This window comes from Fulvimonas sp. R45, from assembly GCF_030504985.1.
Lineage (GTDB): Bacteria > Pseudomonadota > Gammaproteobacteria > Xanthomonadales > Rhodanobacteraceae > Rhodanobacter_A.
Genome location: NZ_JASERU010000005.1, coordinates 25,606 through 46,845, shown reverse-complemented (window position 1 = coordinate 46,845; position 21,240 = coordinate 25,606). Strand labels below are relative to the sequence as shown.

Below are 21,240 nucleotides of genomic sequence, written 5' to 3'. Positions count from 1 at the left end.
TCTCCCCAACCCCTCTCCCGCAAGCGGGCGAGGGGCTCAAGCGAAGGCTCAGATGCGGATCAGCGTGGACTTGCCGAACAGCGACTCCACCAGGTCCACCGCCAGCTTTGCGGTGGCGTTGCGCTTGTCGAATGCGGGGTTCAGCTCGACGATGTCGAGCGAGGCGAGCCGGCCGGTGTCGGCGATCATCTCCATGCACAGCTGCGCCTCGCGGTAGTTGGGGCCGCCGCGCACGGTGGTGCCCACGCCCGGCGCGATGCTGGGGTCGAGGAAATCCACGTCGAAGCTGACGTGCAGGTGGGTGTCGGCGTCCACGCCGGCCAGCGCCTCCTCCATCGTGCGCTTCATGCCCACCTCGTCGATGTGGCGCATGTCGAACACGTCCATGCCGGCCTCGCGCACCAGCCTCTTCTCTGGATCGTCCACCGAGCGGATGCCGATCTGGCGGTACGTGTCGGGCCGGGTGGCCGGCACGTGGCCGCCGATGCCGGTGAGCTCGGCCGGGCCGTTGCCGCACAGGCAGGCCACCGGCATGCCGTGGATGTTGCCGGTGGGCGTGGCCAGCGCGGTGTTGAAGTCGGTGTGCGCGTCCAGCCACAACACGCGCAGCTTGCGACCCTGCTCGCGGCAATGCCGCGCCACCGCGCTGATCGAGCCGATCGCCAGGCAATGGTCGCCGCCCAGCATGATCGGCAGGCGCCCACCGGCCAGTTCCGCATGGATCGCTTCGTGCACGGCAGCGTTCCATGCCGCCACCTCGGGCAGGTGGCGATAGCCGTCCGTGGGCGGCTGCCAGGGGTTGTGCGGGCCATGCAGGTTGCCGCGGTCGACCACGTCGAAGCCGCGCTGCTGCAGCCGCTCCCCGATCTTCGCCACGCGCAGGGCCTCGGGGCCCATCGAGGCGCCGCGGTGGCCGGCGCCGATGTCGGTCGGTACGCCGACCAGTGCAATCGTCTGCTTGTCCATGATGCTTTCCGGTGGAGTCTCTGTGGCCCACCAGTCTAGCGCCGCGGACTTGCACGGCCGTGACGCGGCGCATTGCGGCACGGCCGTCCGGCCGTGCCGCCACCGCCATCCGATCAGCGCAGTCGCGCCATCGCCCTCACCCCCGCCCACCCGGTCCGGGTCGGCTCGCGCGCCATGTCATCATCGTTTGACAGCGCTGTCAACATGGCTTGCGCCATGCCCCCATGCCCACCGGAACTTCCGCCGGCGCGGGAATCCATCCATCGGAGAGTGGAACCGAAAGCTTCGGGGATGGTGCCGGCACCCGGATTCGAACTGGGGACCTACTGATTACAAATCAGTTGCTCTACCGACTGAGCTATACCGGCGACGGATGGCGATTCTAGCAGGCCCGGACGGCGGCTCAACGCGCGGTCAGAAGCAGCCGCTGCTGTGCGAGCCCACGCTGGGGTCGGGGATGCGACTGCGCCAGTCGAAGTGGGCGCTGTCGGCCACCACCAGGTCCAGCCAGTACTGCGGCACCTGTTCGCTGCGCTCGGTGAGCTGGGCCGGGAAGCCCGCGGCGACCACCTGCTCCAGCCGCTTGTGCGCGTTGGCCGGGTCCTTGAACAGGCCCAGCGACACGGTGTTCTGCTGGTCGCCGGAACCGACCACGAAGTAGTCGGTGATGTGCTTCGCCTGCAGCTTGCGCGCCTCCGCCAATGCCTGCGCGCGGCTGCCGCTGGCGGGCAGGTGCACCCACCAGCCGCGCAGTTCGGTGGTCTGCTCCTGCCGCGCGCGGGCGCGCACCAGCTCGCGCGCCAGCAGGCCGCGGGCGCTGCGCAGGTCCTGCGGGGTGGCGAACGGGCCCAGGGTCATGCAGGCGTAGCTGGCCGACGGCGCCATCGGCTTCGCCGGCGCGACGGATGCGGCGGCGACAGGCGCCGCCGCGGGCGCCTGCTCGGAAAGCAGGTGCAGCTCGGGCACGCCGGGGTCGGTGGCGCTGCGTCCCAGCGACTCGTCCTGGCCCAGCAGCAGCCACGCGCCCACCGCGATGTTGAGCGTGATCAGGAAGACGAAGAGCAGGCGCAGGAACATCGGCCATCCATCGGGAACGGGTTGCGCCGCATTCTAGGGCAGCGCATCGGCGCGGCGTGCGCGTCCGCGCACGTCAGCCGGCCTGACCGGCCCACACGGCCAGACCGCGCAGCACGCTGTCCGGCGCGTGGCGTGAGGGCAGCGACAACAGCGCCTGCAGTTCCGCCGCGTCGCCGCCGTGCACGACCAGTTGCGGGGCGCCGCCCAATCCGGGCGCCATCCGCGCCGCGAAGCGCTCGACCAGCGCCACCGCCGCCTGCCAGCAGCCGGAGGCGACCGCGTCGGCGGTGTTGTCGGCCGCCTCCAGCACCCGGCCCGGCCGTTCCGGCCGCACCCGCGCGGTGGCGCCCAGCAGGGATTGCTGCATCAGCCGCGGACCGGGCGCGATCAGGCCGCCGAGGTGGCGGCCGTCCGCGGCCAGCGCGTCCAGCGTCAGCGCGGTGCCGATGCCGGCCAGTACGCAGGGCGAGGCACCGTCGGCGCGGGCGGCGACCATGCCCAGGAAGCGGTCCACGCCGAGCCGCTGCGGCTCCGCGTAGGCGTTGCGCACGCCGCAGGCGACGGCGGGCGTGCGCAGCCAGGCGACCTCGCGCGCGAACGCGCCGGCGACGATCCCGGCCACCTGTGCCTCGCGCGCCGTGTCCACCACCGAGGCGCCGAATGCGCGAGCCGGCGGCGGCAGGCCTCGCCAGGCCCGTTCCAGTGCGACGGCCACGTCCTCGTCCCAGGACACCGCGCCGCGGGCCGGCCATTCGCCGTCCGCCGCCAGCGCCCATTTCAGGCGGGTGTTGCCGAGGTCGAGCAGCAGCCTCATGCGCGGCGCACCGAGACGTCGGCGCTGTCGATGCGGCGCAGGCCGCCGGCGGTGCGCAGTTGCAGCGCCCCGCGCGCGTCCACGCCGGCGCCGGTACCTTCCAGTTCGCCCAGCGCGCCGCTGAGGCGCAGCGGCAGGCCGCGCAGCAGGTCGTGCGCGGCGTAGTCGCCGGCGAAGGCGGCGAAGCCTTCGCGCTCGAACGCGGGCAACCCGTCGGCCAGCGCGGCGATCAGCGCGGCGGCCACGTGGTTGCGGTCCGGCGGCTGGCCATCGCACAGCGTGGCGAGGTCACAGGCGGGCTGGCCGGCCTGTGCGTGCAGCGCCGGGGTGAGGCGCAGGTTGAGGCCGATGCCGATGATCGCCGCGCACGGTCCCTGGTATTCGCCGGACAGCTCGACCAGGATGCCGGCCAGCTTGCCGCCGGGGCGGCCGTCGGCGTCGCGGGCCAGCACGTCGTTCGGCCACTTCAGCCCGGCGCCGCGCACCCCCAGCGCGTCCAGCGCGCGCAGCACGATCACCCCCACCGCCAGCGACAGGCCGCTGAGCGCGGCGACGCCGGTGTCGAAGCGCTTCAGGCACGACAGGTACAGGTTCAGCCCCGGCGGCGACAGCCAGGTGCGGCCGCGCCGGCCGCGGCCGGCGCTCTGCGTCTCCGCCAGCACCACGCTAAGGTCGGGCGCCTGCGCACCGCGGCGCTGCAGCTCGCTGGAGGTGGAGTCGATCTCCCAGTACAGGTCCAGCGCGCCCAGCCGGGCCCGGGCGGCCTTGGGCAGGGCGGCGCGGATCCGGGCCGCGTCCAGCATCTGCAACGGCCACGGCAGGCCGTAGCCGGCGGTGCCGCGCGACTCGATCGGCACGCCGCGGCCGCGCAGCGCCTCCACCTGCTTCCAGATCGCGGTGCGCGACACGCCGGCCGCCTCGGCCAGCCGCGCGCCGGACACCGTCTCACCCGCGGCGAGCACGGCCAGCAGTTGCGGCGCCAGCATCAGCGGCGCCCGGAGGGGAAATTCGGACAGGTCATCGCGGAATTCTAGCGGTTGCCGCCCGCCGCAGCCGCCCGCCCGGCCGGCACTGGCATCGACCGGACATTTCTGGGACGATCCGTGGGCTGCCTGTGCGTCATCAAGGGGTTGATCGCCATGCGTGCCAGACACCTGCTGATCGGATGCGTCATCGGCCTGGGCGGTATCGCCAGCGCCCATGCCGCCACCGCCGCCGATGCGGTCACGACCGGTGCGGGCGATTGCGCCCAGGGCGCCGCCGACGGTAGCGCCCACGCTTCGGCCGCCGGCGGCGGCGACATCGTCGATCTCTCGCGCCCCTCGTCGAGCGGCAGCGCGCACGCCACGGCGCCGACGCCTCCCAAGGGCGATGGCGACGGCACGATCCATGGCGGCGGCGGCGACGACACCCCCGCGCACTCGCACCACGCTAACCTGGGCTGGCAGTCGCTGCTGCCCGGCTCGATCCAGTAAGCCCCTCTTTGGCCTGCCGGCCTCCGGCGCCGTGCGCGCCGCCCGGCCGTGCTCAGCTCGGCGGGAAGCGCACGCTGAAGCGGGCGCCGCCGAATTCCGGCGAGCGGTCCACCACCAGTTCGCCGCGGTAGGCCCGCACGATGTCCTGCACGATGGACAGGCCGATGCCGTGGCCCTGCACGCGCTCGTCGCCGCGCACGCCGCGTTGCAGCACCTTCTCGATCTTGTCCTCGGGGATGCCGGGGCCGTCGTCTTCCACGCTCAGCCACAGGCCGGGGCGCGGGCGGCCCGCCTGCGGCTGCACCTTGGCCACCAGCAGCACGTGGTGGCTGGCCCACTTGAAGGCGTTCTCCAGCAGGTTGCCCATCAGCTCCAGCAGGTCGCCCTGCTCGCCGTGGAAGGCGGCGGCGTCCTCGATGTCGAACTCGCACAGCACGTTCTTGGCGGCGTAGACCTTCTCCAGGCTGCGCACCAGGTCCTCGGCGTGGCCGGCCAGCGGCACCGCGACGGCGGCGAAGGTCTGCCGGCCGGAAGTGGCGGCGCGGGCCAGTTGGTAGGCCACCAGCTCGTCCATGCGGCGCACCTGGTCGAGCAGCGCGTCGCGCAGCTGCGGTCGCTCGGCGGCGGCGGCCTCCACCTGCGAGCGGATCACCGCCAGCGGGGTCTTCAGGCTATGCGCCAGGTCGGCCAGGGTGTTGCGGTAGCGGGTGCGCTGCTCGCGCTCGCTGTCGATGAAGCCGTTGATGCGCTCGGTGAGGCCGGTCAGCTCCAGCGGGTACTGGCTGTCCAGGTGGTCGCTGTCGCCGCGCTCGACCCGGCTCATGTCGCTGGCCACCTTGCGCAGCGGGGTGAGGCTCCAGCGCAGCAGCAGCAGCTGCAGCACGATCAGCAGCACGCCCAGGGTGGCCAGCCAGCCGACCAGGCTGCGCCGGTACACCGCGTTGCTGCTGACCAGTTGTTCCTCGGTCTGCGCCACGGTGAAGGTGAGGTGCACCGGCTTGCGCTCGGGCAGGTCCAGGGCCACGCCCCAGCTGTAGTAGTAGAGCCGGCCCATGCGGGTGTCCACCGGGCCGGAGAACTCGTGGTCGCCCACCGCCAGCGGCTTCAGGAAGCCGAAGTCGCGGCCGATCGCCGAGGACGATTCCCAGCGGAAGCCGCGGTCGCCCAGCACCACCGCGTACAGGCCCGAGCCCGGCCGCGAGAAACGCGGGTCGGGGGTGGCGTCGGGCAGCAGCGGGTGGCCGTAGCGGCTGACGTCGGTGCCGGCGATATAGGCGATGACGAAGTTCTGCAGCCGGTCCTGCAGCGCGTTGCGCGCGCTGTCGGCATTGGTCTTGGACAGGGTCAGCCCGATCGCGCCGAGGAAGGCCGCCAGCACCAGGCCGGTGGCCAGCGCCGCGCGCGCCGCCAGCGAAAACGGGCGCGGCGGCGGCTCGGGCTCAGTCGTCGTCGTTTTCGCTGCGGGGGATGGCAAAGCGGTATCCGCGTCCACGTACCGTCTCGATGGGTTTGAGCGTCGCCTCGGGGTCCAGCTTCCGGCGCAGGCGGCCGATGAAGACCTCCAGCACGTTGGAATCGCGGTCGAAGTCCTGCTGGTAGATGTGCTCGGTGAGGTCGGCCTTGGAGACCAGTTCGCCGGCGTGCAGCATCAGGTATTCCAGCACCTTGTACTCGTAGCTGGTGAGGTCGACCGGCTTGCCCTCGACCGAGACCGTCTGCGCGGTGGTGTCCAGCTTGATCGGGCCGCAGGCCAGCACCGGCTTGGACCAGCCGCTGGCGCGGCGCACCAGCGCGTTGATGCGCGCCAGCAGTTCCTCGACATGGAACGGCTTGACCAGGTAGTCGTCGGCGCCCTGCTTCAGGCCCTCGACCTTGTCCTGCCAGCCGCCGCGCGCGGTGAGGATCAGGATGGGATAGCGCTGGCCGGCCTCGCGCAGGGCCTTGATCAGCTCCATGCCGGACATCTTGGGCAGGCCCAGGTCGATGATCGCCAGGTCGAACGGCACCTCGCGGCCCATGTAGATGCCTTCCTCGCCGTCCTGCGCCGCGTCGACGGCGAAGCCGTCGCGCTTCAGGCGCGCGGCCAGGGTCTCGCGCAGCGGCGCTTCGTCTTCAACCAGAAGGATGCGCATCAGTGTTTCTCCTTGTTGCCCGCGCCGTTGCCGGCGGGATTCTTGGTGGATGATGCCGCGGAAGGAGCATGAGCGGTATCGGCCGACACGGCCACCACCTTCACGTGCCCCTCGGGCGTGAGCACCTTGATGCGGTACTCCAGCCGGCGCCCGACATGGCGCTGCTCGGCCGACAGCACCCGGCCGCCGGTCTGTTGCTGCACCTGGATCACCGCCTCGTCCAGCGAGGCCGCGGACGGCTGCTGCGCGGTCGCCAGGGCGGCCAGCGGCAATCCGGCCAGCAGGCCTGCCAGGATGTACGGGGCGCCGTGCGCCGCCGCGCGGGGGAATCTCAGGGCCATGTCGTGTCGTGATCGCGCCGGCAGGTCCGGCCATCGTCCCATGTTGGAAAACCCGGCCTGAATGCCGGCCGGCCGGCGCCCGTCATGCCACAGCGTAGCGCGCCGGCAGGGCCCGCTCCAGCAGCGGCCAGCCGGCGCCGGGCCGGTGCGCGCCCTCGCTGAGCAGGCGGCGGAAGCCGCGCGCCCCCGGTTCGCCCTGGTACAGGCCCAGCAGGTGGCGGATGATGTGCTTGAGCGCGGTGCCGCGCGCCAGCTCGGCCTCGACGTAGGGGCGCAGGCGCCGCAGCACGTCCTCGCGCGCGGGCAGCGGCTCGCCGTACAGCGCCGACTCCAGCCGCGCCAGCAGGTACGGATCGTGGTAGGCGGCGCGGCCGAGCATCACGCCGTCGACGTGCTCCAGGTGCGCCCACACCTCCTCCACCGTGGTCACGCCGCCATTGATCGCCACCACCAGCTGCGGGAACTCGCGCTTGAGCCGGTACACGCGGCCGTAGTCCAGCGGCGGGATCTCGCGGTTCTCCTTCGGGCTCAGGCCCTTCAGCCAGGCCTTGCGCGCATGCACCACCAGCACGCCGACGCCGGCCTCCAGCATGGTCTCGGTGAAATGCTGCAGACCGGCGTAGTCGTCCTGGTCGTCCACGCCGATGCGGCACTTCACCGTCACCGGGACGGATACCGCGTCGCGCATCGCCTTCACGCAGTCGCCCACCAGCGCCGGCTCGCGCATCAGGCAGGCGCCGAAGCGGCCCGACTGCACGCGGTCGGACGGGCAGCCCACGTTGAGGTTGATCTCGTCGTAGCCGGCCCGCGCGCCCAGGCGCGCCGCCTCGGCCAGCTCGGCCGGCTCGCTGCCGCCCAGCTGCAGCGCCACCGGGTGTTCCTGCTGGCTGTGCTCGAGCAGGCGCAACTGCCGCCCGCGCACCAGCGCCGCGCTGGTCACCATCTCGGTGTACAGCCGCGCGTGGGGCGACAGCAGGCGGTGGAAGTAGCGGCAGTGGCGGTCGGTCCAGTCCATCATCGGGGCGACGGACAGGCGCCAGGGCTCGGCGGATTCGGCAGGAGCGGTGATGTTCATCAGGCCGCCATTGTCCCGGATCGGGACGCCGCTGTGGAGGTCAGCCGGCCGCGGCCGTCTCCTGGCGCGCCAGCCGCGCCGAGGCGATGCGCGCGGCCAGCGCCAGCGCCCCTGCCAGCACCGCGGCCCACACCAGGTGCAGCAGCCAGCAGCCGATCGCGGCCCATGTCAGGGTGGCGAACACGTCGTGCAGCAGCCAGCCCCAGGCCTTCGGCCGCGGCATGTCCGGTACCAGTCCGCCGATGAAGGCCGCGTAGCCCCAGCCTGCCGTGAGGCAGACGTTGACCAGCAGCAGCGCGAAGGCGTAGACCGTCAGTCCCACGCCCGGGGCCAGGCCGCTTTCCGTGGTGACCATCGCGCGGATCAGCACCGGCATCAATGCCACCAGGCTCAGCAGCACCATGGTGATCAGGGTCAGCGTGTGATCGGTGCGGCGCAGCTGCGCGAGGGAGCGCCGATGCTGCAGCCACACCGTGACAAGGATGAAGAACGTGAGGAAATAGGCCAGCAGCGGCAGGCCCCAGATCTGCAGCAGCGTCTGGCCCGGCTTCGCCTCCGGCCGCAGCTCCACCGCCGACAGCGTCATCGCGATGGCGAACACGCCGTCGGACAGCATCACCAGGCGGTCGAAGTGGCGCTGGTGCACGTGGTGTTCGCGCACGTGCGGCGTGACGTTCTGTTCCATGCGGCTCCCCGATCCCCTGATCCGCGCATGATGCCGGAGAACACGGCAGGCGGCGAGGCCCCGGATCGCGTAAAATGCCGCCACCGCCGCGCACCGCGCGGCCACTCGCCAGGTCCACCGGCACACCGCCCTCCCACGCGAGTCCCGTCGCCGCCATGCGCGGCGGCGCGCTTTCCCCCGGCCTGAAATCGAGACGACGAAACATGGTAGCCATGGCGACCGAGCACGTGATCGACGTGCAGCACTGGAACGACACGCTGTTCTCCTTCCGCACCACGCGCGACCCCGGCTTCCGCTTCGACAGCGGGCAGTTCGTGATGATCGGCATGGAGGTGGACGGCCGTCCGCTGATGCGCGCCTATTCCATCGCCAGCGCCGCCTGGGAGGAACACCTGGAGTTCTTCTCGATCAAGGTGCCGGACGGCCCGCTCACCTCGCGCCTGCAGCACCTCAGGCCCGGCGATCCGCTGATGGTCACGCGCAAGCCCACCGGCACGCTGGTGCTGACCGACCTCAAGCCCGGCAGGCACCTGTACCTGCTGGGCACCGGCACCGGGCTGGCGCCGTTCATGAGCATCATCCGCGACCCGGACACCTACGAGCGCTACGAGAAGATCGTGCTGGCCCACGGTGTGCGCCACGTCGACGACCTCGCCTACGCGCACTACCTGGAACACGAGCTGCCGCGGCACGAGTACCTGGGCGAGCTGGTGCGCGAAAAGCTGATCTACTACCCCACGGTGACGCGCGAGCCGTTCCGCAACCGCGGCCGCATCACCGACGCCATCGCCGACGGCGTGATGAGCCAGGTCACCGGCCTGCCGCCGCTCAACCCCGAAACCGACCGCGCGATGCTGTGCGGCAGCCCGGCGATGCTGGATGACCTGTGCGCGCTGCTCGACGGACGCGGCTTCCAGGCGTCGCCGCGCACGCGGGAGCCGGGCGACTACGTGATCGAGCGGGCGTTCGTGGAGAAGTGACCAGGCCCCGGATCCGCCAGGCGCGGCGCGTCGTCCTGCCCGTCATTCCGGCGCAGGCCGGAATCCAGTGACGACAGTGCACGGTTGTCGCGAAGTCCTACCGCTTCCGCTGCTGGATGACCAGACCTTCGTCTGTTGAAAAGCGTCTCCGGCCTGCGCCGGAATGACGGGCAGGACGACGCGCCTCAGTCGCGCACGCGCCCCTTGCCCTCGTTGTCCCAGTAGCCGAACACGCGCCGCGCGACCAGCTTGTAGAGCCGCTTGCCGGTGGCGCGCCACAGCCGCGAATGCGGCGCGGGCGCGGCGAGGATGGCGCGCTGGCGCGCGCTCAGCGCGTCCGGGCAATAGGTGCGCTTGTGCTTGAGCAGGTGGCGCAGGTCCTCGCGCGCGAGCAGGCGGAACAGCGCGCCGCGGCGGCCGCGGGTCCAGGCGATCTGGAAATCCACCAGCGCGGGGCGGCCGTCCTCGCGCACCAGCCAGTTCGGCTCCTTGGCCAGGTCGTTGTGCACGATGCCGTGCCGGTGCAGGCGCGCCAGCAGGCGCAGCGCGTCGCGGTAGTAGGCGCGGTCGCGCGGCCGCGCCTGCTGCATCGGCCGGCCGGCAATGTAGCCGCGCAGCAGCTCGCGGCCGTTCCAGCCGAGCAGGGCGGGAATGCCGTCGACGCCGTCGAGCCGGACCAGCGCCCGCGCCTCGCGCGCGGCCGCGCGGCGCGCGAACACGCGCGCCCACCAGCGCGCGGCGCCGACGTCGCGCCGGACCGCGCGCACGCCGTCGCGCTCGACGACCTCGATGCGGCCGAGCTCGTCGGCCTTGAGCAGGATGGTTTCGCTGGACATCCGGTACACCGTTCGATGCGGCCCGGCGGGCCTGCCGCCGCGCCGGCATGATCGGCTATTGTGGCCGAGACGCGGCCCGGCCGCCGCATCACGGACGCCCGCATGCTCGACATCGCGCTGTACCTGCTCGCCGCCGCGCTGGTCGCCGGCGGCCTGATCGGCACCATGCTGCCGGCGCTGCCCGGATTGCCGATGATCTTCGGCGGCATCTGGTTGGCCGCGGCGGTGGACGGCTACCGCCACCTGGGCCTGTGGTGGCTGCTGCTGCTGGGCGCGCTGGCCGCGCTGGGCATCGTGGTGGATTTCGTCGCCGCCTCGCTGGGCGCGAAACGGGTGGGCGCCAGCAAGGCGGCGATCTGGGGCGCCAGCCTGGGCACCCTGGTCGGCATGTTCTTCGGCCTGGCGGGGCTGGTGCTGGGCCCGTTCGTGGGCGCGCTGCTGGGCGAGTTCGGCTCCAGCGGCAGCGTGCTGCGCTCCACCCACGTCGGCATCAGCACGTGGCTGGGCCTGCTGTTCGGCGCGCTGCTGAAACTGGTGCTGTCGCTGCTGATGGTGGGGCTGGCGGCGTTCGCCTGGTGGATCGGCTGAATCAGGCTCCGCCGGGCAGCACGTACAGCAGCACCGCGAGGAAGTGCAGCACGCTGCCGGCCAGCACGAAGGCATGCCACACCGCATGGTGGTACGGCAGCCGCCGCCACAGGTAGAACGGCACGCCCAGCGTGTAGGCCGCGCCGCCGCCGACCAGCAGCGCCATGCCGCCGGGCTGCAGGTGCGCCAGCAGCGGCTTGAACGCCACCATGCCCACCCAGCCCATCGCCACGTACAGCAGCACGGCCAGTCCGCGGCGATGGCCCAGCAGGCCTAGCTCCAGCGCGCTGCCCAGCAGGGCCAGCGACCAGATCGCGGCGAACAGCCCCCAGCCCCATGCGCCAGGCAGCGCCACCAGGGTGAACGGCGTGTAGGTGCCGGCGATCAGCAGGTAGATCGCGATGTGGTCCAGGGTGCGCAGGTGGCGCCGCGCGCGTTCGTGGCGCACCGCGTGGTACAGCGTGGAGGCGGTGTACAGCAGGATCAGCGAGCTGCCGTACACCGCGCTGGCGGTCACCGCGCGGGCATCGCCATGCAGGGCGGCGAAGGCCACCAGCGTGGCCAGCCCGGCGATGCTGAGCAGGATGCCGGCGCCGTGGATCAGGCTGCTGGCCAGTTCGTCGCTCCAGGCGTAGTGCGGCAACGATGGGGTGGTGGCGGTCATGCGCGGCTCCCGGACGAACGACGCCCTCGCGGCGCCGCATGCGGCCTACCTTAGCGGGCAGGCGGCGCCTTGCATACCTTTGCGTATGGTCGGACGGCCCGACCGGTACTGCACGTTAAACGGGTCCTCACGCCGGCTGCACGCGCATGCAAGCCGGCCTTGCGCAAAGTGCAATCGCGGGCCAGACCTCCCCAAGGCCCGCCTTCCCCTGCCCCGCCCGCGCGGGGTTCTTTTTTTGCGCCGGCCACGGACGTCCATACGGCCGTCGCGATCCTGTTGCACCGGCCACGCCCCGGGCATAGGCTGGAGCCGCGACGCACGATCCCCCTGCTTCCCCGGCAGCGTGCCTCGCCAACAACCCGCATCGTCGTCAGGAGGTCGCCATGTCGTCCGCAAGCCTGGCTGTCGTTCACCGCGCGCGCCCGGAACCGGCGCGCATCGCCGCGCTCAGCGCCACCCTCGCCCTCAACCTCTCGCTGCTGCTCGTCGCGCTCCGGCCGCAGGCGCCGTCCGTGCCGCGGGCCCGCGCCGCGCACGACACCACCCTCATCGACTGGATCTCCGCACCCAGGCCGGCGCCCGAGCCGCCGGCGCCACCCTTGCCCAAGCCACTGCCGAAGCCCTTGCCGGCGACGCCGCGCGTCATGCCGAAACCGGCCACCCCGCCGGTCGCGGCCCCCACCGACGAAGGCCGGCTGGCTGCCACGCCGGCACCGCCGGCGGCGACGCCCGCGCCCATCGGCGACGCCGCGCCGGCGCCGGTCGAGGCCAGCCTCGCCTATCGCGCCGCGCCATTGCGCTATCCGGTGCAGGCGCTGCGGCGGCACATGCAGGGCACGGTGCTGCTGCGCGTGCTGGTGGACGAGAGCGGCAAGCCGCTGGACGTGCGGGTCGCGCGGACCAGCGGCTACCCGCTGCTCGACCGCAGCGCGCGAGAGCAGGTGCTGGCCGGTTGGCGCTTCAGCCCAGCGAGGGTGGACGGCCGCGCGGTGCGGGCCTGGGCGCAGGTGCCGGTGAGCTTCGCCCTGCGCGGGATGTGAGAGCCTGTTCAAAGTCTCCCCGTAGCTCGCGTTGCCTTGCCCTGACCGCGAGGTGGGAGTGCGTGGCGCAGCGCCTGCCTGGCTGGCTGGCCAAGCCGCGCGCTGCCGCGTGGCGGCCAGGGCAAGGCAACCCGGAGGGCCGGGTCTGTTTGCCCACAGGCCGGTGTCATCGCTCCGTCGTGGACGGACGTCCACTCCCTCGCTCTTCCTTGGCCTGCGCGCAAACCGCTCCCGGCGCGGGCCACGGGGAGATTTTGAACAGGCTCTGACGCCTGGCGGGCGCGGCGTGCCGCGCCCGCTCCGGATCAATGCGTCGGGTGCGCCGCCGGCGTGTGCCGCGCGGCGCGGGCGATCGCCCACACCAGCCCCGCCAGCAACAGCACCGGCAGGCAGAACGGCAGCAGCGCCAGCGCCACGATCGGCGCCACCGCCAGCAGTACCACACCGCCGACCAGCAGGCCCAGCAGGCCGGCCAGCAGGCCGAACACGCCGCCGACCAGCGCGAACACCAGCTTGAACACGACGCCGATCGCCGCGAACACCAGCCACAGCGCGACCGCCGCAACCACCAGTCCCACGCACAGCTCGATCATGTCCGTTCCTCCGGAAACCCGTGTGATGGCGACCCCGCGGGCATCATTCCGGCGCCCGGGAGACATCCGCCTGCACGCGCTTGGATGCCGCGGCGCGCGCGAAGGTTTACGGCCCCCATGCTAGTCCCGCGCAACGGGTTTTCCATGGTGCGGAAGTCATGCGGATTGCAAACGGCCTCTTAACGGCGGGCATGCTCCACTGGCCGCCGCTTTTCCCCATGGCCTGCCCGCATGAGCAGACATCGACACCACCTGAAGGCCTTGCGCGACATCGCCCTGGCGCATGCGCGCGACCCGCATCCCGACCTCGCCGCGCTGGCCCGCGAACTGGGCGTGGTGGTGCACCGCGACGCCGGCGCCATCGCGGCCGACCTGGCCGGCCTGCGCCGAACGCCGCGCGGCCTGCGGCGCCTGCTGCTGGCGCGCCGCGGCGGCCCGTCGCCGCTGAGCGTGCTGCTGCTGGCATGGCCGCCGAACCATGCCACGCCGTCGCACGACCACGGCGGCCTGTGGGGCCTGGAGATGAGCCTGCACGGTGCGCTGGAAGTGGAAGCGTGGACGCGCCCCGCCACCGGTGACGGCTGGCAGTTGCGCGGGCGCGACTGGCTCGGCCCCGGCGACGCGCACTGGTTCGACGCCGACCCGCCCAGCATGCACCGCTGCCGCAACCTGTCGCGCCACGAGGTCGCGCTGAGCCTGCATGTCTACGGCGGCGACCTCGCCGACTGCAACACCTACGAACCGGACGCGCGCGGCGGACGCTGGCGCGTGCAACCGGCGCACCTGCGCATCGACGGAGCGCTGCGCGTCTGAGGGCCAAGCGGGGAGCCGAATGTTCCGACGTGTCGCCATCATCGGCGGCGGCGCCGCGGGCGCGTCGCTGCTCAGCGAACTGCTGAGCCGCCGCACCGGCCAGCCGCTGCACCTGGACTGGTACACCGGCGGCGACGCCGCACCCGGCCGCGGCGTCGCCTATGCCACCCGCTCCGAACGCCACCTGCTGAACGTGCGCGCCGCCTCCATGGGCATGTTCGCGCACCGCCCCAACGGCTTCCTCGAATACGCGCGCCGCGGCGACCCCGCCATCGCCGCCACCGACTTCCTGCCGCGCCGCCTGTACGGCGACTACCTCGAGGCCGAGACCGCCGGCGCGCTGGCGCAGGCCGGCGCGCACGGGCACGACGTGCACATGCTGCCGTTCGCGGTGCAGGCCGTGGTGCCGGAAGCCGACGGCGTCACCGTGTTCCACGGCGACAGCGAGACCCGGGTGGAAGCCGTCGTGCTGGCGCTGGGCACGCTGCCGCCACAACCGCTGCCCGGCGTGGCCGAAGCCACGCTCGCCGACGGCCGCTACGTGGTCGAACCCTGGCGCTTCCTCGCCGGAGCGGTCGACGATGCGGCGCCGCGCGAGGTCGCCGTGCTCGGCCTCGGCCTCACCGCGGTGGACGTGCTGCTGGAACTGGCCGCGCGCTGGCCGCAGGCGCGCTTCACCGCCGTCTCGCGCCACGGCCGGCTGCCCGAGGCGCACAACGAGCAGCCGGCCGTGCCGCCGGAGGACGCGGACACGCTGCCCACGGCGATGCTCGACGCGCCGTCCGTGCGCATCTGGCTGCGCCAGTTGCGCGAGGCCTGCGCACCGCTCGACGACTGGCGCGCCGTGCTCGACAGCCTGCGCCCGCACACGCCCGCGCTATGGGCCGCGCTGCCCGACGAGGAACGGGCGCGCTTCCTGCGCCACCTGCGCTGGGCCTGGGAGCGCACGCGCCATCGCATGCCACCCGCCGCCGCCGACGGCATCCGGGCGCTGGAACGCGAAGGCCGCCTGCGCCTGCTGCGCGGCCGACTGCGCACGGCCACCGCGGACGCCGGCGGCCTGCGCCTGGAACTGGCCCACGCCGGCCGCGCCCTGCCGCCGCTGCACGCGGACCTGGCGATCCAGACCACCGGCATGGACTTCGACGTGCGCCGCACGCCGCACCCGCTGGTGCGGCAACTGCTCACCAACGGCCACATCGAGTCCGACCCGCTCGGCCTGGGCTGGCGCGCCGACGCCGACGGCCGCCTGCTGCACGACGGCCGCCCGTGGTCGCGGCTGTTCGCCATCGGCGGCCTGTTGCGCGGCACCCTGTGGGAAACCACCGCGATGCCGGAGATCCGCCAGCAGGCCCGCCAGTTGGCCGACCGGATGCTGGGCGAGGGCGGCCGCACGGCCTGAGTGCGCGGCGACGGCCAAGCAACCCGACCCTCCGGGTTGATCACGCATGGCGGCCATGCGAAGCCAACGCGAGGTGTCTGGAGATCGTGAACAGGCTCTAAGCTGCGCACATGCCGCTGCCGCTCACCCTCGTCGTCGCCCTGGTCCACCTCGCCGGCCTGTGCGCCGCCGCCCACGCGGTGATGCACACCCGCACGCCGCAGGGCGCGTTCGCCTGGGCGCTCGGGCTGGCGCTGCTGCCCTGGATCACCCTGGTGCCGTACCTCTACCTCGGCCGCCGGCGCTTCCTCGGCTACGTGGTGCAGCACCGCCGCCACCGCCACCAGCTCGCGCTGACGCAGCCGCGCGGCGACGGGACCGCCGCGCCGGCCTGCGCGCCCTATGCCGCGCTGTGCGCGATGCTGGACACCCGTTTCCATCCCGGCCAGCAGTTGCGCCTGCTGGTGGACGGCGAAGCCACCTTCGCGGCGATCCTCGCCGCCATCGCGCAGGCGCGGCATTGCGTGCTGGTGCAGTTCTTCATCCTCCGCGACGACGGCCTCGGCCGGCGCATGCAGCAGGCCTTGCTGGAGCGGGCCGCCGCCGGCGTGGACGTGTGCGTGCTGTACGACGGCATCGGCAGCCATGCCTTGCCGCGCCACTACGTGGAGACGCTGCGCGCCGGCGGCGTGGCTATCCACCCGTTCGCCACCCGGCAACGGCACAGCCGCTTCCAGCTCAACTTCCGCAACCACCGCAAGATCGTGGTGGTGGACGGCGCGGTCGGCTACCTCGGCGGCCTCAACGTGGGCGACGAGTACCTGGGCCTGAAGCCGCCGCTGGCGCCCTGGCGCGACACCCACCTGGAACTGCGCGGCCCAGCCGTGGGCGAACTGCAGCGCAGCTTCGCCGAGGACTGGCACTGGGTCACCGGTGCGCTGCCGCCGCTGCGCACGCCGCCGCCCGGCCGGGGCGGCGCGCACACCCTGGTCGCCGCCACCGGCCCCGCCGACCGGCAGGAAAGCTGCTCGCTGTTCTTCGTCGCCGCGATCAACGCCGCACGCCGGCGGTTATGGCTGACCACGCCCTACTTCGTGCCCGACCACGCGGTGATGGCCGCGTTGCGGCTGGCGGTGTTCCGCGGCGTGGACGTGCGCGTGCTGATCCCCTCGCGCGCCGACCACGCCGCGGTGTTCCTCGCCTCCGCGCTGCACGCGCGCGACGCCGTGCGCGCCGGCATGCGCGTGTTCCGCCACGGCCCCGGCTTCATGCACCAGAAGGTGCTGCTGGTGGACGACGACACCGCCGCCGTCGGCAGCATGAACCTCGACAGCCGCTCGTTCCGCCTCAACTTCGAGATCGCCGCGCTGAACGTCGATCCCGCCTTCGCCGCGGCGGTGGAAGCGATGCTGCGCACCGACTTCGGCCACGCGGCGGAAGTCGCCGAAGCCGAGTACGACGACGCCCCCTGGTTGCGGCGGCTGGCGATGCACGTGGCGAGGCTGTTCGATCCGGTGCTGTGAGCGACGCCCGTGGACCGCGGCAGGATTCACTTGCCGCCGAAGAAGCGCCGCTTCCAGTCCCCGCTGCACAGCGCCCAGGCCACGTACACGCCGACCGCGGCGCCGAGCAGCTCGAACAGCACGCGGGTGCCGATGCCGTCGGGATCGTGGACCTCGGCCAGCTTGGCGTGCAGCAGCTGCAGCGACTGCAGGCCGGAGGTGTAGTTGAAGTAGAACAGGTTCCACAGGTCGCCGCTGGCGGTGGGCACCAGCGTCAGCAGGTAGGACCAGCCCACGCGCGGGCCATAGCCCCAGCCGCGCCGCCGGCCGATCGCATGGAACAGCAGGTACAGCAGGAAGCCGACCGCCAGGCTGATCGCGCCGGCCTCCAGGCCACCGACGACGCCATACCCCATCCACGACTGGTCGTATTCCATCCTGCGCCTTTCCCCCGCGAGCCGGGCGACGTCCGCCCCGCGCTAGACTAGCGCCTCCCCCGCCCCGCCACACGCCCATGCCGAACGCGATGCCGCCGAACGCCGCCCTGATCGTCGTCGACGTGCAGCCGGACTTCATGCCCGGCGGCGCGCTGGCCTGCCACGAAGGCGACGCGATCGTGCCGGGCATCGACCGCCTGCTGCGCCGGCGCCGCTTTCGCCACGTGGTGGCCACGCAGGACTGGCACCCGGCCGGGCACGCCTCCTTCGCCAGCGCGCATCCGGGCACGGCGCCGTTCCAGCGCATCGAGCTGCACGGCCAGCCGCAGACGCTGTGGCCGGACCACTGCGTGCAGGGCACGCCGGGCGCGGCGCTGCATCCAGCGATCGACTGGTCCGCGGCCGACCTGGTGCTGCGCAAGGGCAGCGACCCGCAGGTGGATTCGTACAGCGCCTTCCGCGAGAACCACGGCCCGCAAGGCACGCGCCCGCCCACCGGCCTGGCCGGCTGGCTGCGCGAGCGCGGCGTGGACGAGGTGGCCGTGTGCGGCCTGGCGCGCGACGTGTGCGTGCTGTGGACGGCACAGGACGCCGTGGCGCTGGGCTTCCGCGCGACCGTGCTGTGGGATCTCTCGCGGCCGGTGGCGGCGGGCGGGGACGAAGCCTTGCGGGAAACCCTGCGCCAGGCGGGCATCGGCATCGCCGAAGCTGCGACGGCACCGTAGCGACGGACGCGGCTGTACCGAAGCACCGCCCTGATCGCAGCGCCTCGACGCGCCGACGCCCATGCCGACATTCCGGCAAAGCCGGAATAGGTGTTGATGCCGGTCGAACCTGCACCGAAGATCGGCAAGCAGGAGTGCGGGCAAGACTGCCGCCTGCTTCGAAGGCGAAGCGGGGCAGGCTCCCTCCCCTGCGTGCAGGGGAGGGTTGGGGAGGGGTGCTCTTGGCTTGAAAGCCAAAGCGTTACCCCCTCCCAACCTCCCCCTGCAAGCAGGGGGAGGCGTTCATCCGGCGGCAGGAATTCGCCCGGACGGCAGTGGGCTTTTCCCGGAATGACGGGCTTGCGCCCTCACCCCTCGTCCTCGCGCCCGAGGCTGGCGTGCGGCATGCCGTCGTCGTCGAGGTCCACGCGCACCGCGATCGGCCGGCAGCACACCTGGCAGTCCTCGACGTACTCCTGGCCGTCGGTGGAGGGGTCGAGCAGGATGGCGATGCCTTCGCCGCAATACGGGCAGCGGACATCGGCGGGCACGAGCATGCGCATGCGGTGGCTTGGTGATCGCGGACGGGCTCGTATACTTGCCCCTCCCGCGTGGAAGGCATGTCATGGCAGAGCGTACGTTCAACCGATACCGCGTCCGTTCCGGCGCCAGCCTGGAAGGCTCGCGCTACACCGCCTGGCTCGCGGTGACGCCGCTCGGGCCGGGCTTCCCGGTGTACTACGCGATCTGCGAGAACCGCAGCTTCCGCGAACAGGCCGTGGCCGAGCAGGCGGCCGCCGATGCGCTGGCCGCGCTGCAGGGGCTGGAGGACGACGGCACGCCGGTGTTCCCCGAGGACTACACCGGCTTCGGCGACGACGCGCCCGCCGCGGCGGAGTGATTCATCGCGCGGCCCGCGCCGCCAGTTCCGCCACCGCCGCGGGAATGCCCGCCGGCGTGTCCACCGCCACCATCCGCCGCGCGTCGCCCTCGCCCACGCCGTGGTCCAGCTCGTGCGCCCAGGTGACGTGGTAGGGCATGTGCACGCCCCAGCCGCCCAGGCGCAGCACCGGCTCGATGTCCGAGCGCAGCGAGTTGCCCACCATCGCGAACTGCGCCGGCTCGAGGTCGAACTCGGCCAGCACGCGGCGGTAGGCGGCGCCGTCCTTCTCCGAGACGATCTCGATGCGGCCGAACAGCCCGGCCAGGCCCGACTGGCGCACCTTGCGCTCCTGGTGGAACAGGTCGCCCTTGGTGATCAGCGCCACCGCGTGCGCCTCCGCCACCGCCGCCACCGCCTCGCGGATGCCGGGCAGCAGTTCCACCGGGTGCTGCAGCACGTCCTTGCCGATCTCGATCAGGCGGTGGATGTCGGCTACCGCGATGCGTCCCCCGGTGACCGCGATGGCGGTCTCCACCATCGACAGCGTCATGCCCTTGGCGCCGTAGCCGAACAGCGCGAGATTGCGCCGCTCGGTGGCGAGCATCGTCGCGTGCACGTCGGCGTCGTCCAGGTCTGCGTAGCGGCCGACGATGGCGGCGAAGGCCTCGTTCGCGCGCCGGTAGTAGTCCTCGCTGTGCCACAGCGTGTCGTCGCCGTCGAAGCCGATCAGTCGGAGCATGGGGAAGCGCGTCGTCGCGGGAGGAAGCGCGGCAGCATAGCGCAACCCGCGCAAGGGCCCCCGCCCGCCTTGTCCGGCCTTCTATTCCCGTCGCAGGGAGGACGAAAGGCGCATGGTCTATCGCCCAATGCGCCGCAACGGCTTCCCGGCCATCAGGTTCCGCTCGATCCGCTCCAGCGACACGCCGCGCGTCTCCGGCACCAGCCAGCGGGTGAACACCAGGAACAGCACGTTCAGCGCCGCGTACAGCCCGAACGTCTCCGCCTGCCCGATGCCGTTCAACAGGCTGAGGAAGGTGAGTCCCACCAGCATGTTCGCCGCCCAGTTGGTGAAGGTGGAGCAGGCGATGCCGAAGTCGCGGCCCTTCAGCGGCTGCACCTCCGAGCACAGCGTCCAGATCAACGGCCCGGCCGACATCGCGAAGCCCGCGATGAACACCAGCAGCATCGCCACCGCGAGCCACTGCTCGCCGTGCGTGGCCAGGCCCGCATGCATCAGCGCGCCGACGATGCCCAGCCCCGTCGCCATCGTGGCGAAGCCGGCATACAGGATCGGCTTGCGCCCCCAGCGGTCCACCAGCGCGATCGCGACGAAGGTGGCCAGCACGTTCACCAGGCCCACCAGCGCGGTGAACTTCATCTGCGCGCCGGTGGCGTAGCCCATGCCCTGGAAGATGCGCGGCGCGTAGTACATCACCACGTTGATGCCGGTGAACTGCTGCATCACCTGCAGCAGCACGCCCAGGCCCACCGAGCGGCGGAAGTCGCGGTTTTCCAGGAACAGGTGCCAGCCGCGCTGCGGCGTGCGCAACTGCGCCTTGATCTCGCCCGCCTCGCGCGACGCCTGGGCCGCGTCGCCGCGCAGGCGGCACAGCACCACTTCGGCCTCCGCCCGCCGGCCGCGCATCACCAGCCAGCGCGGGCTTTCCGGCAGCGGGAACAGGCCGAGCAGGAACAGCGCGCCGGGGATCGCGATCACGCCCAGCATCCAGCGCCAGTTGCCGCTGGCGCTGAGCGCGGTGTCGGCGAGGAAGGCCAGCAGGATGCCCAGCGTGATCATCAGCTGGTACATCCCGATCATCGCGCCGCGGATGCGCTCCGGCGCCACCTCGGCCAGGTACAGCGGCGCGGTGAAGGTGGCCACGCCGATCGCCAGGCCCAGCACCAGCCGCGCCACGATCAGCGCCGCCGGCGACCACGCGCCGCCGCACAGCAGCGAGCCGGCCACGAACAGCGCGCCGGCGAGCACCAGCGAACGCTTGCGCCCCAGCGCGGCGGACAGCCAGCCGGCGCCCAGCGCGCCGATCGCCGCGCCCAGCATCATCGCGCTCACGATCCACTCGATCGTCCGGTCGCCGACGCCGAACTCCTTCTGGATGAACTGCTGCGCGCCGGAGATCACGCCGATGTCCAGGCCGAACATCAGCCCGGCCAGTGCGGCGAGGCCGCAGGTGAGCACGATGGCGGTGCGCGGGCGCGCGACGAGCGGTTGGGCGATGGCGTTCATGGTGTCCCC

General features: G+C 72.4%; 25 protein-coding genes and 1 tRNA gene. 9 read left to right on the top strand and 17 right to left on the bottom strand.

All coding sequences use genetic code 11. From position 1 onward, the window contains the following. Window positions 1–48: 48 nt before the first annotated feature. From rocF to QMK61_RS06155, 5 genes are all read right to left on the bottom strand, one after another. Window positions 49–966, bottom strand: a complete 918-nt coding sequence (gene rocF, locus QMK61_RS06175) for an arginase (protein WP_302071232.1) — start codon at window positions 964–966, stop codon at window positions 49–51. Between the two features lie 292 nt (window positions 967–1,258). Continuing rightward, window positions 1,259–1,334: transfer RNA gene (locus QMK61_RS06170), tRNA-Thr, on the bottom strand. A 46-nt stretch (window positions 1,335–1,380) separates the two neighbouring features. Further along, a complete protein-coding gene (locus tag QMK61_RS06165; protein ID WP_302071231.1) occupies window positions 1,381–2,043 on the bottom strand; it encodes an SPOR domain-containing protein in 663 nt (220 codons plus the stop codon). A gap of 73 nt (window positions 2,044–2,116) precedes the next feature. After that, window positions 2,117–2,857: a type III pantothenate kinase gene (locus QMK61_RS06160; protein WP_302071230.1), complete on the bottom strand. Its 741-nt coding sequence runs from the start codon at window positions 2,855–2,857 to the stop codon at window positions 2,117–2,119. Further along, window positions 2,854–3,843: a biotin--[acetyl-CoA-carboxylase] ligase gene (locus QMK61_RS06155; RefSeq protein ID WP_302071229.1), complete on the bottom strand. Its 990-nt coding sequence runs from the start codon at window positions 3,841–3,843 to the stop codon at window positions 2,854–2,856. Before QMK61_RS06155 ends, QMK61_RS06160 begins: the two co-directional genes overlap by 4 nt. 153 nt (window positions 3,844–3,996) lie before the next feature. Here QMK61_RS06155 and QMK61_RS06150 point away from each other — a divergent pair, with 153 nt between their 5' ends. Next, window positions 3,997–4,332, top strand: a complete 336-nt coding sequence (locus tag QMK61_RS06150; protein WP_302071228.1) for a hypothetical protein — start codon at window positions 3,997–3,999, stop codon at window positions 4,330–4,332. A gap of 52 nt (window positions 4,333–4,384) precedes the next feature. On the opposite strand, the gene QMK61_RS06145 is transcribed toward QMK61_RS06150, so the two are convergent. The 5 genes from QMK61_RS06145 to QMK61_RS06125 all read right to left on the bottom strand — a co-directional run bounded on the left by QMK61_RS06145 (window position 4,385) and on the right by QMK61_RS06125 (window position 8,565). Next, window positions 4,385–5,806 (bottom strand): ATP-binding protein, encoded by a 1,422-nt coding sequence (locus QMK61_RS06145; RefSeq protein ID WP_302071226.1) that lies wholly within the window; start codon window positions 5,804–5,806, stop codon window positions 4,385–4,387. Beyond that, the gene (locus QMK61_RS06140) at window positions 5,772–6,464 is read right to left on the bottom strand and encodes a response regulator transcription factor (protein ID WP_302071225.1); all 693 of its coding nucleotides are present in this window, start codon (window positions 6,462–6,464) and stop codon (window positions 5,772–5,774) included. Before QMK61_RS06140 ends, QMK61_RS06145 begins: the two co-directional genes overlap by 35 nt. After that, on the bottom strand, window positions 6,464–6,805 hold the full coding sequence (locus QMK61_RS06135) for a hypothetical protein (RefSeq protein ID WP_302071224.1): 342 nt from the start codon (window positions 6,803–6,805) through the stop codon (window positions 6,464–6,466). The genes QMK61_RS06140 and QMK61_RS06135 overlap by 1 nt, the downstream gene beginning before the upstream one ends. Before the next feature lie 82 nt (window positions 6,806–6,887). Next, entirely contained in the window at window positions 6,888–7,880 is a 993-nt protein-coding gene (gene dusA / locus QMK61_RS06130) for a tRNA dihydrouridine(20/20a) synthase DusA (protein ID WP_302071223.1), read from the bottom strand. A gap of 40 nt (window positions 7,881–7,920) precedes the next feature. Next, window positions 7,921–8,565 carry a TMEM175 family protein gene (locus QMK61_RS06125; protein WP_302071221.1) on the bottom strand — a complete coding sequence of 215 codons (645 nt, stop codon included), beginning with the start codon at window positions 8,563–8,565 and terminating at the stop codon, window positions 7,921–7,923. A gap of 203 nt (window positions 8,566–8,768) precedes the next feature. On the opposite strand from QMK61_RS06125, the gene QMK61_RS06120 reads away from it, so the two are divergent. Further along, complete coding sequence (locus QMK61_RS06120; RefSeq protein WP_302071219.1) at window positions 8,769–9,545, top strand: ferredoxin--NADP reductase; 777 nt, start codon at window positions 8,769–8,771, stop codon at window positions 9,543–9,545. 185 nt (window positions 9,546–9,730) lie between these two features. Here QMK61_RS06120 and QMK61_RS06115 read toward each other — a convergent pair whose 3' ends face one another. Further along, complete coding sequence (locus QMK61_RS06115; protein ID WP_302071218.1) at window positions 9,731–10,381, bottom strand: RIO1 family regulatory kinase/ATPase; 651 nt, start codon at window positions 10,379–10,381, stop codon at window positions 9,731–9,733. A gap of 102 nt (window positions 10,382–10,483) precedes the next feature. Here QMK61_RS06115 and QMK61_RS06110 point away from each other — a divergent pair, with 102 nt between their 5' ends. Next, entirely contained in the window at window positions 10,484–10,969 is a 486-nt protein-coding gene (locus QMK61_RS06110; RefSeq protein WP_302071217.1) for a DUF456 family protein, read from the top strand. A 1-nt stretch (window position 10,970) separates the two neighbouring features. Here QMK61_RS06110 and QMK61_RS06105 read toward each other — a convergent pair whose 3' ends face one another. Then, window positions 10,971–11,633 carry a hemolysin III family protein gene (locus QMK61_RS06105; protein ID WP_302071215.1) on the bottom strand — a complete coding sequence of 221 codons (663 nt, stop codon included), beginning with the start codon at window positions 11,631–11,633 and terminating at the stop codon, window positions 10,971–10,973. 383 nt (window positions 11,634–12,016) lie between these two features. On the opposite strand from QMK61_RS06105, the gene QMK61_RS06100 reads away from it, so the two are divergent. Continuing rightward, window positions 12,017–12,673: an energy transducer TonB gene (locus QMK61_RS06100; protein WP_302071214.1), complete on the top strand. Its 657-nt coding sequence runs from the start codon at window positions 12,017–12,019 to the stop codon at window positions 12,671–12,673. A gap of 305 nt (window positions 12,674–12,978) precedes the next feature. Here the strand turns inward: QMK61_RS06100 and QMK61_RS06095 are convergent, their stop codons facing one another. Further along, entirely contained in the window at window positions 12,979–13,266 is a 288-nt protein-coding gene (locus tag QMK61_RS06095) for a hypothetical protein (protein ID WP_302071213.1), read from the bottom strand. Window positions 13,267–13,497: 231 nt separating this feature from the next. On the opposite strand from QMK61_RS06095, the gene QMK61_RS06090 reads away from it, so the two are divergent. The 3 genes from QMK61_RS06090 to cls all read left to right on the top strand — a co-directional run bounded on the left by QMK61_RS06090 (window position 13,498) and on the right by cls (window position 16,983). Continuing rightward, complete coding sequence (locus tag QMK61_RS06090) at window positions 13,498–14,079, top strand: cysteine dioxygenase (RefSeq protein ID WP_302071212.1); 582 nt, start codon at window positions 13,498–13,500, stop codon at window positions 14,077–14,079. 19 nt (window positions 14,080–14,098) lie between these two features. Further along, the gene (locus tag QMK61_RS06085) at window positions 14,099–15,481 is read left to right on the top strand and encodes an FAD/NAD(P)-binding protein (RefSeq protein ID WP_302071211.1); all 1,383 of its coding nucleotides are present in this window, start codon (window positions 14,099–14,101) and stop codon (window positions 15,479–15,481) included. Window positions 15,482–15,591: 110 nt separating this feature from the next. Further along, window positions 15,592–16,983, top strand: a complete 1,392-nt coding sequence (gene cls / locus QMK61_RS06080) for a cardiolipin synthase (protein ID WP_302071210.1) — start codon at window positions 15,592–15,594, stop codon at window positions 16,981–16,983. Between the two features lie 26 nt (window positions 16,984–17,009). Here the strand turns inward: cls and QMK61_RS06075 are convergent, their stop codons facing one another. Next, entirely contained in the window at window positions 17,010–17,399 is a 390-nt protein-coding gene (locus QMK61_RS06075; RefSeq protein ID WP_302071209.1) for a hypothetical protein, read from the bottom strand. An 89-nt stretch (window positions 17,400–17,488) separates the two neighbouring features. On the opposite strand from QMK61_RS06075, the gene pncA reads away from it, so the two are divergent. Beyond that, window positions 17,489–18,124 (top strand): bifunctional nicotinamidase/pyrazinamidase, encoded by a 636-nt coding sequence (pncA, locus tag QMK61_RS06070; protein WP_302071208.1) that lies wholly within the window; start codon window positions 17,489–17,491, stop codon window positions 18,122–18,124. Between the two features lie 347 nt (window positions 18,125–18,471). Here pncA and QMK61_RS06065 read toward each other — a convergent pair whose 3' ends face one another. Then, window positions 18,472–18,660: a CPXCG motif-containing cysteine-rich protein gene (locus QMK61_RS06065; RefSeq protein ID WP_302071456.1), complete on the bottom strand. Its 189-nt coding sequence runs from the start codon at window positions 18,658–18,660 to the stop codon at window positions 18,472–18,474. Window positions 18,661–18,728: 68 nt separating this feature from the next. On the opposite strand from QMK61_RS06065, the gene QMK61_RS06060 reads away from it, so the two are divergent. Beyond that, entirely contained in the window at window positions 18,729–19,004 is a 276-nt protein-coding gene (locus tag QMK61_RS06060; RefSeq protein WP_302071207.1) for a hypothetical protein, read from the top strand. Window position 19,005: 1 nt separating this feature from the next. On the opposite strand, the gene QMK61_RS06055 is transcribed toward QMK61_RS06060, so the two are convergent. After that, window positions 19,006–19,725, bottom strand: a complete 720-nt coding sequence (locus QMK61_RS06055) for an HAD family hydrolase (RefSeq protein ID WP_302071206.1) — start codon at window positions 19,723–19,725, stop codon at window positions 19,006–19,008. A 117-nt stretch (window positions 19,726–19,842) separates the two neighbouring features. After that, window positions 19,843–21,231, bottom strand: a complete 1,389-nt coding sequence (locus tag QMK61_RS06050) for a sugar porter family MFS transporter (RefSeq protein ID WP_302071205.1) — start codon at window positions 21,229–21,231, stop codon at window positions 19,843–19,845. Window positions 21,232–21,240 lie beyond the last annotated feature (9 nt).

Excerpts from the sequence above, each read along its gene's own strand:
- QMK61_RS06095 (WP_302071213.1), bottom strand. The coding sequence starts at position 13,266 with ATGATCGAGCTGTGCGTGGGACTGGTGGTTGCGGCGGTCGCGCTGTGG.
- QMK61_RS06055 (WP_302071206.1), bottom strand. The coding sequence starts at position 19,725 with ATGCTCCGACTGATCGGCTTCGACGGCGACGACACGCTGTGGCACAGC.
- QMK61_RS06110 (WP_302071217.1), top strand. The coding sequence starts at position 10,484 with ATGCTCGACATCGCGCTGTACCTGCTCGCCGCCGCGCTGGTCGCCGGC.
- QMK61_RS06065 (WP_302071456.1), bottom strand. The coding sequence starts at position 18,660 with ATGCTCGTGCCCGCCGATGTCCGCTGCCCGTATTGCGGCGAAGGCATC.
- QMK61_RS06090 (WP_302071212.1), top strand. The coding sequence starts at position 13,498 with ATGAGCAGACATCGACACCACCTGAAGGCCTTGCGCGACATCGCCCTG.
- QMK61_RS06160 (WP_302071230.1), bottom strand. The coding sequence starts at position 2,857 with ATGAGGCTGCTGCTCGACCTCGGCAACACCCGCCTGAAATGGGCGCTG.
- QMK61_RS06100 (WP_302071214.1), top strand. The coding sequence starts at position 12,017 with ATGTCGTCCGCAAGCCTGGCTGTCGTTCACCGCGCGCGCCCGGAACCG.
- QMK61_RS06075 (WP_302071209.1), bottom strand. The coding sequence starts at position 17,399 with ATGGAATACGACCAGTCGTGGATGGGGTATGGCGTCGTCGGTGGCCTG.
- QMK61_RS06115 (WP_302071218.1), bottom strand. The coding sequence starts at position 10,381 with ATGTCCAGCGAAACCATCCTGCTCAAGGCCGACGAGCTCGGCCGCATC.
- QMK61_RS06125 (WP_302071221.1), bottom strand. The coding sequence starts at position 8,565 with ATGGAACAGAACGTCACGCCGCACGTGCGCGAACACCACGTGCACCAG.
- pncA (WP_302071208.1), top strand. The coding sequence starts at position 17,489 with ATGCCGCCGAACGCCGCCCTGATCGTCGTCGACGTGCAGCCGGACTTC.
- QMK61_RS06155 (WP_302071229.1), bottom strand. The coding sequence starts at position 3,843 with ATGCTGGCGCCGCAACTGCTGGCCGTGCTCGCCGCGGGTGAGACGGTG.
- QMK61_RS06050 (WP_302071205.1), bottom strand. The coding sequence starts at position 21,231 with ATGAACGCCATCGCCCAACCGCTCGTCGCGCGCCCGCGCACCGCCATC.
- QMK61_RS06135 (WP_302071224.1), bottom strand. The coding sequence starts at position 6,805 with ATGGCCCTGAGATTCCCCCGCGCGGCGGCGCACGGCGCCCCGTACATC.
- rocF (WP_302071232.1), bottom strand. The coding sequence starts at position 966 with ATGGACAAGCAGACGATTGCACTGGTCGGCGTACCGACCGACATCGGC.
- QMK61_RS06140 (WP_302071225.1), bottom strand. The coding sequence starts at position 6,464 with ATGCGCATCCTTCTGGTTGAAGACGAAGCGCCGCTGCGCGAGACCCTG.
- QMK61_RS06165 (WP_302071231.1), bottom strand. The coding sequence starts at position 2,043 with ATGTTCCTGCGCCTGCTCTTCGTCTTCCTGATCACGCTCAACATCGCG.
- QMK61_RS06105 (WP_302071215.1), bottom strand. The coding sequence starts at position 11,633 with ATGACCGCCACCACCCCATCGTTGCCGCACTACGCCTGGAGCGACGAA.
- QMK61_RS06060 (WP_302071207.1), top strand. The coding sequence starts at position 18,729 with ATGGCAGAGCGTACGTTCAACCGATACCGCGTCCGTTCCGGCGCCAGC.
- QMK61_RS06085 (WP_302071211.1), top strand. The coding sequence starts at position 14,099 with ATGTTCCGACGTGTCGCCATCATCGGCGGCGGCGCCGCGGGCGCGTCG.
- cls (WP_302071210.1), top strand. The coding sequence starts at position 15,592 with ATGCCGCTGCCGCTCACCCTCGTCGTCGCCCTGGTCCACCTCGCCGGC.
- QMK61_RS06120 (WP_302071219.1), top strand. The coding sequence starts at position 8,769 with ATGGTAGCCATGGCGACCGAGCACGTGATCGACGTGCAGCACTGGAAC.
- dusA (WP_302071223.1), bottom strand. The coding sequence starts at position 7,880 with ATGAACATCACCGCTCCTGCCGAATCCGCCGAGCCCTGGCGCCTGTCC.
- QMK61_RS06150 (WP_302071228.1), top strand. The coding sequence starts at position 3,997 with ATGCGTGCCAGACACCTGCTGATCGGATGCGTCATCGGCCTGGGCGGT.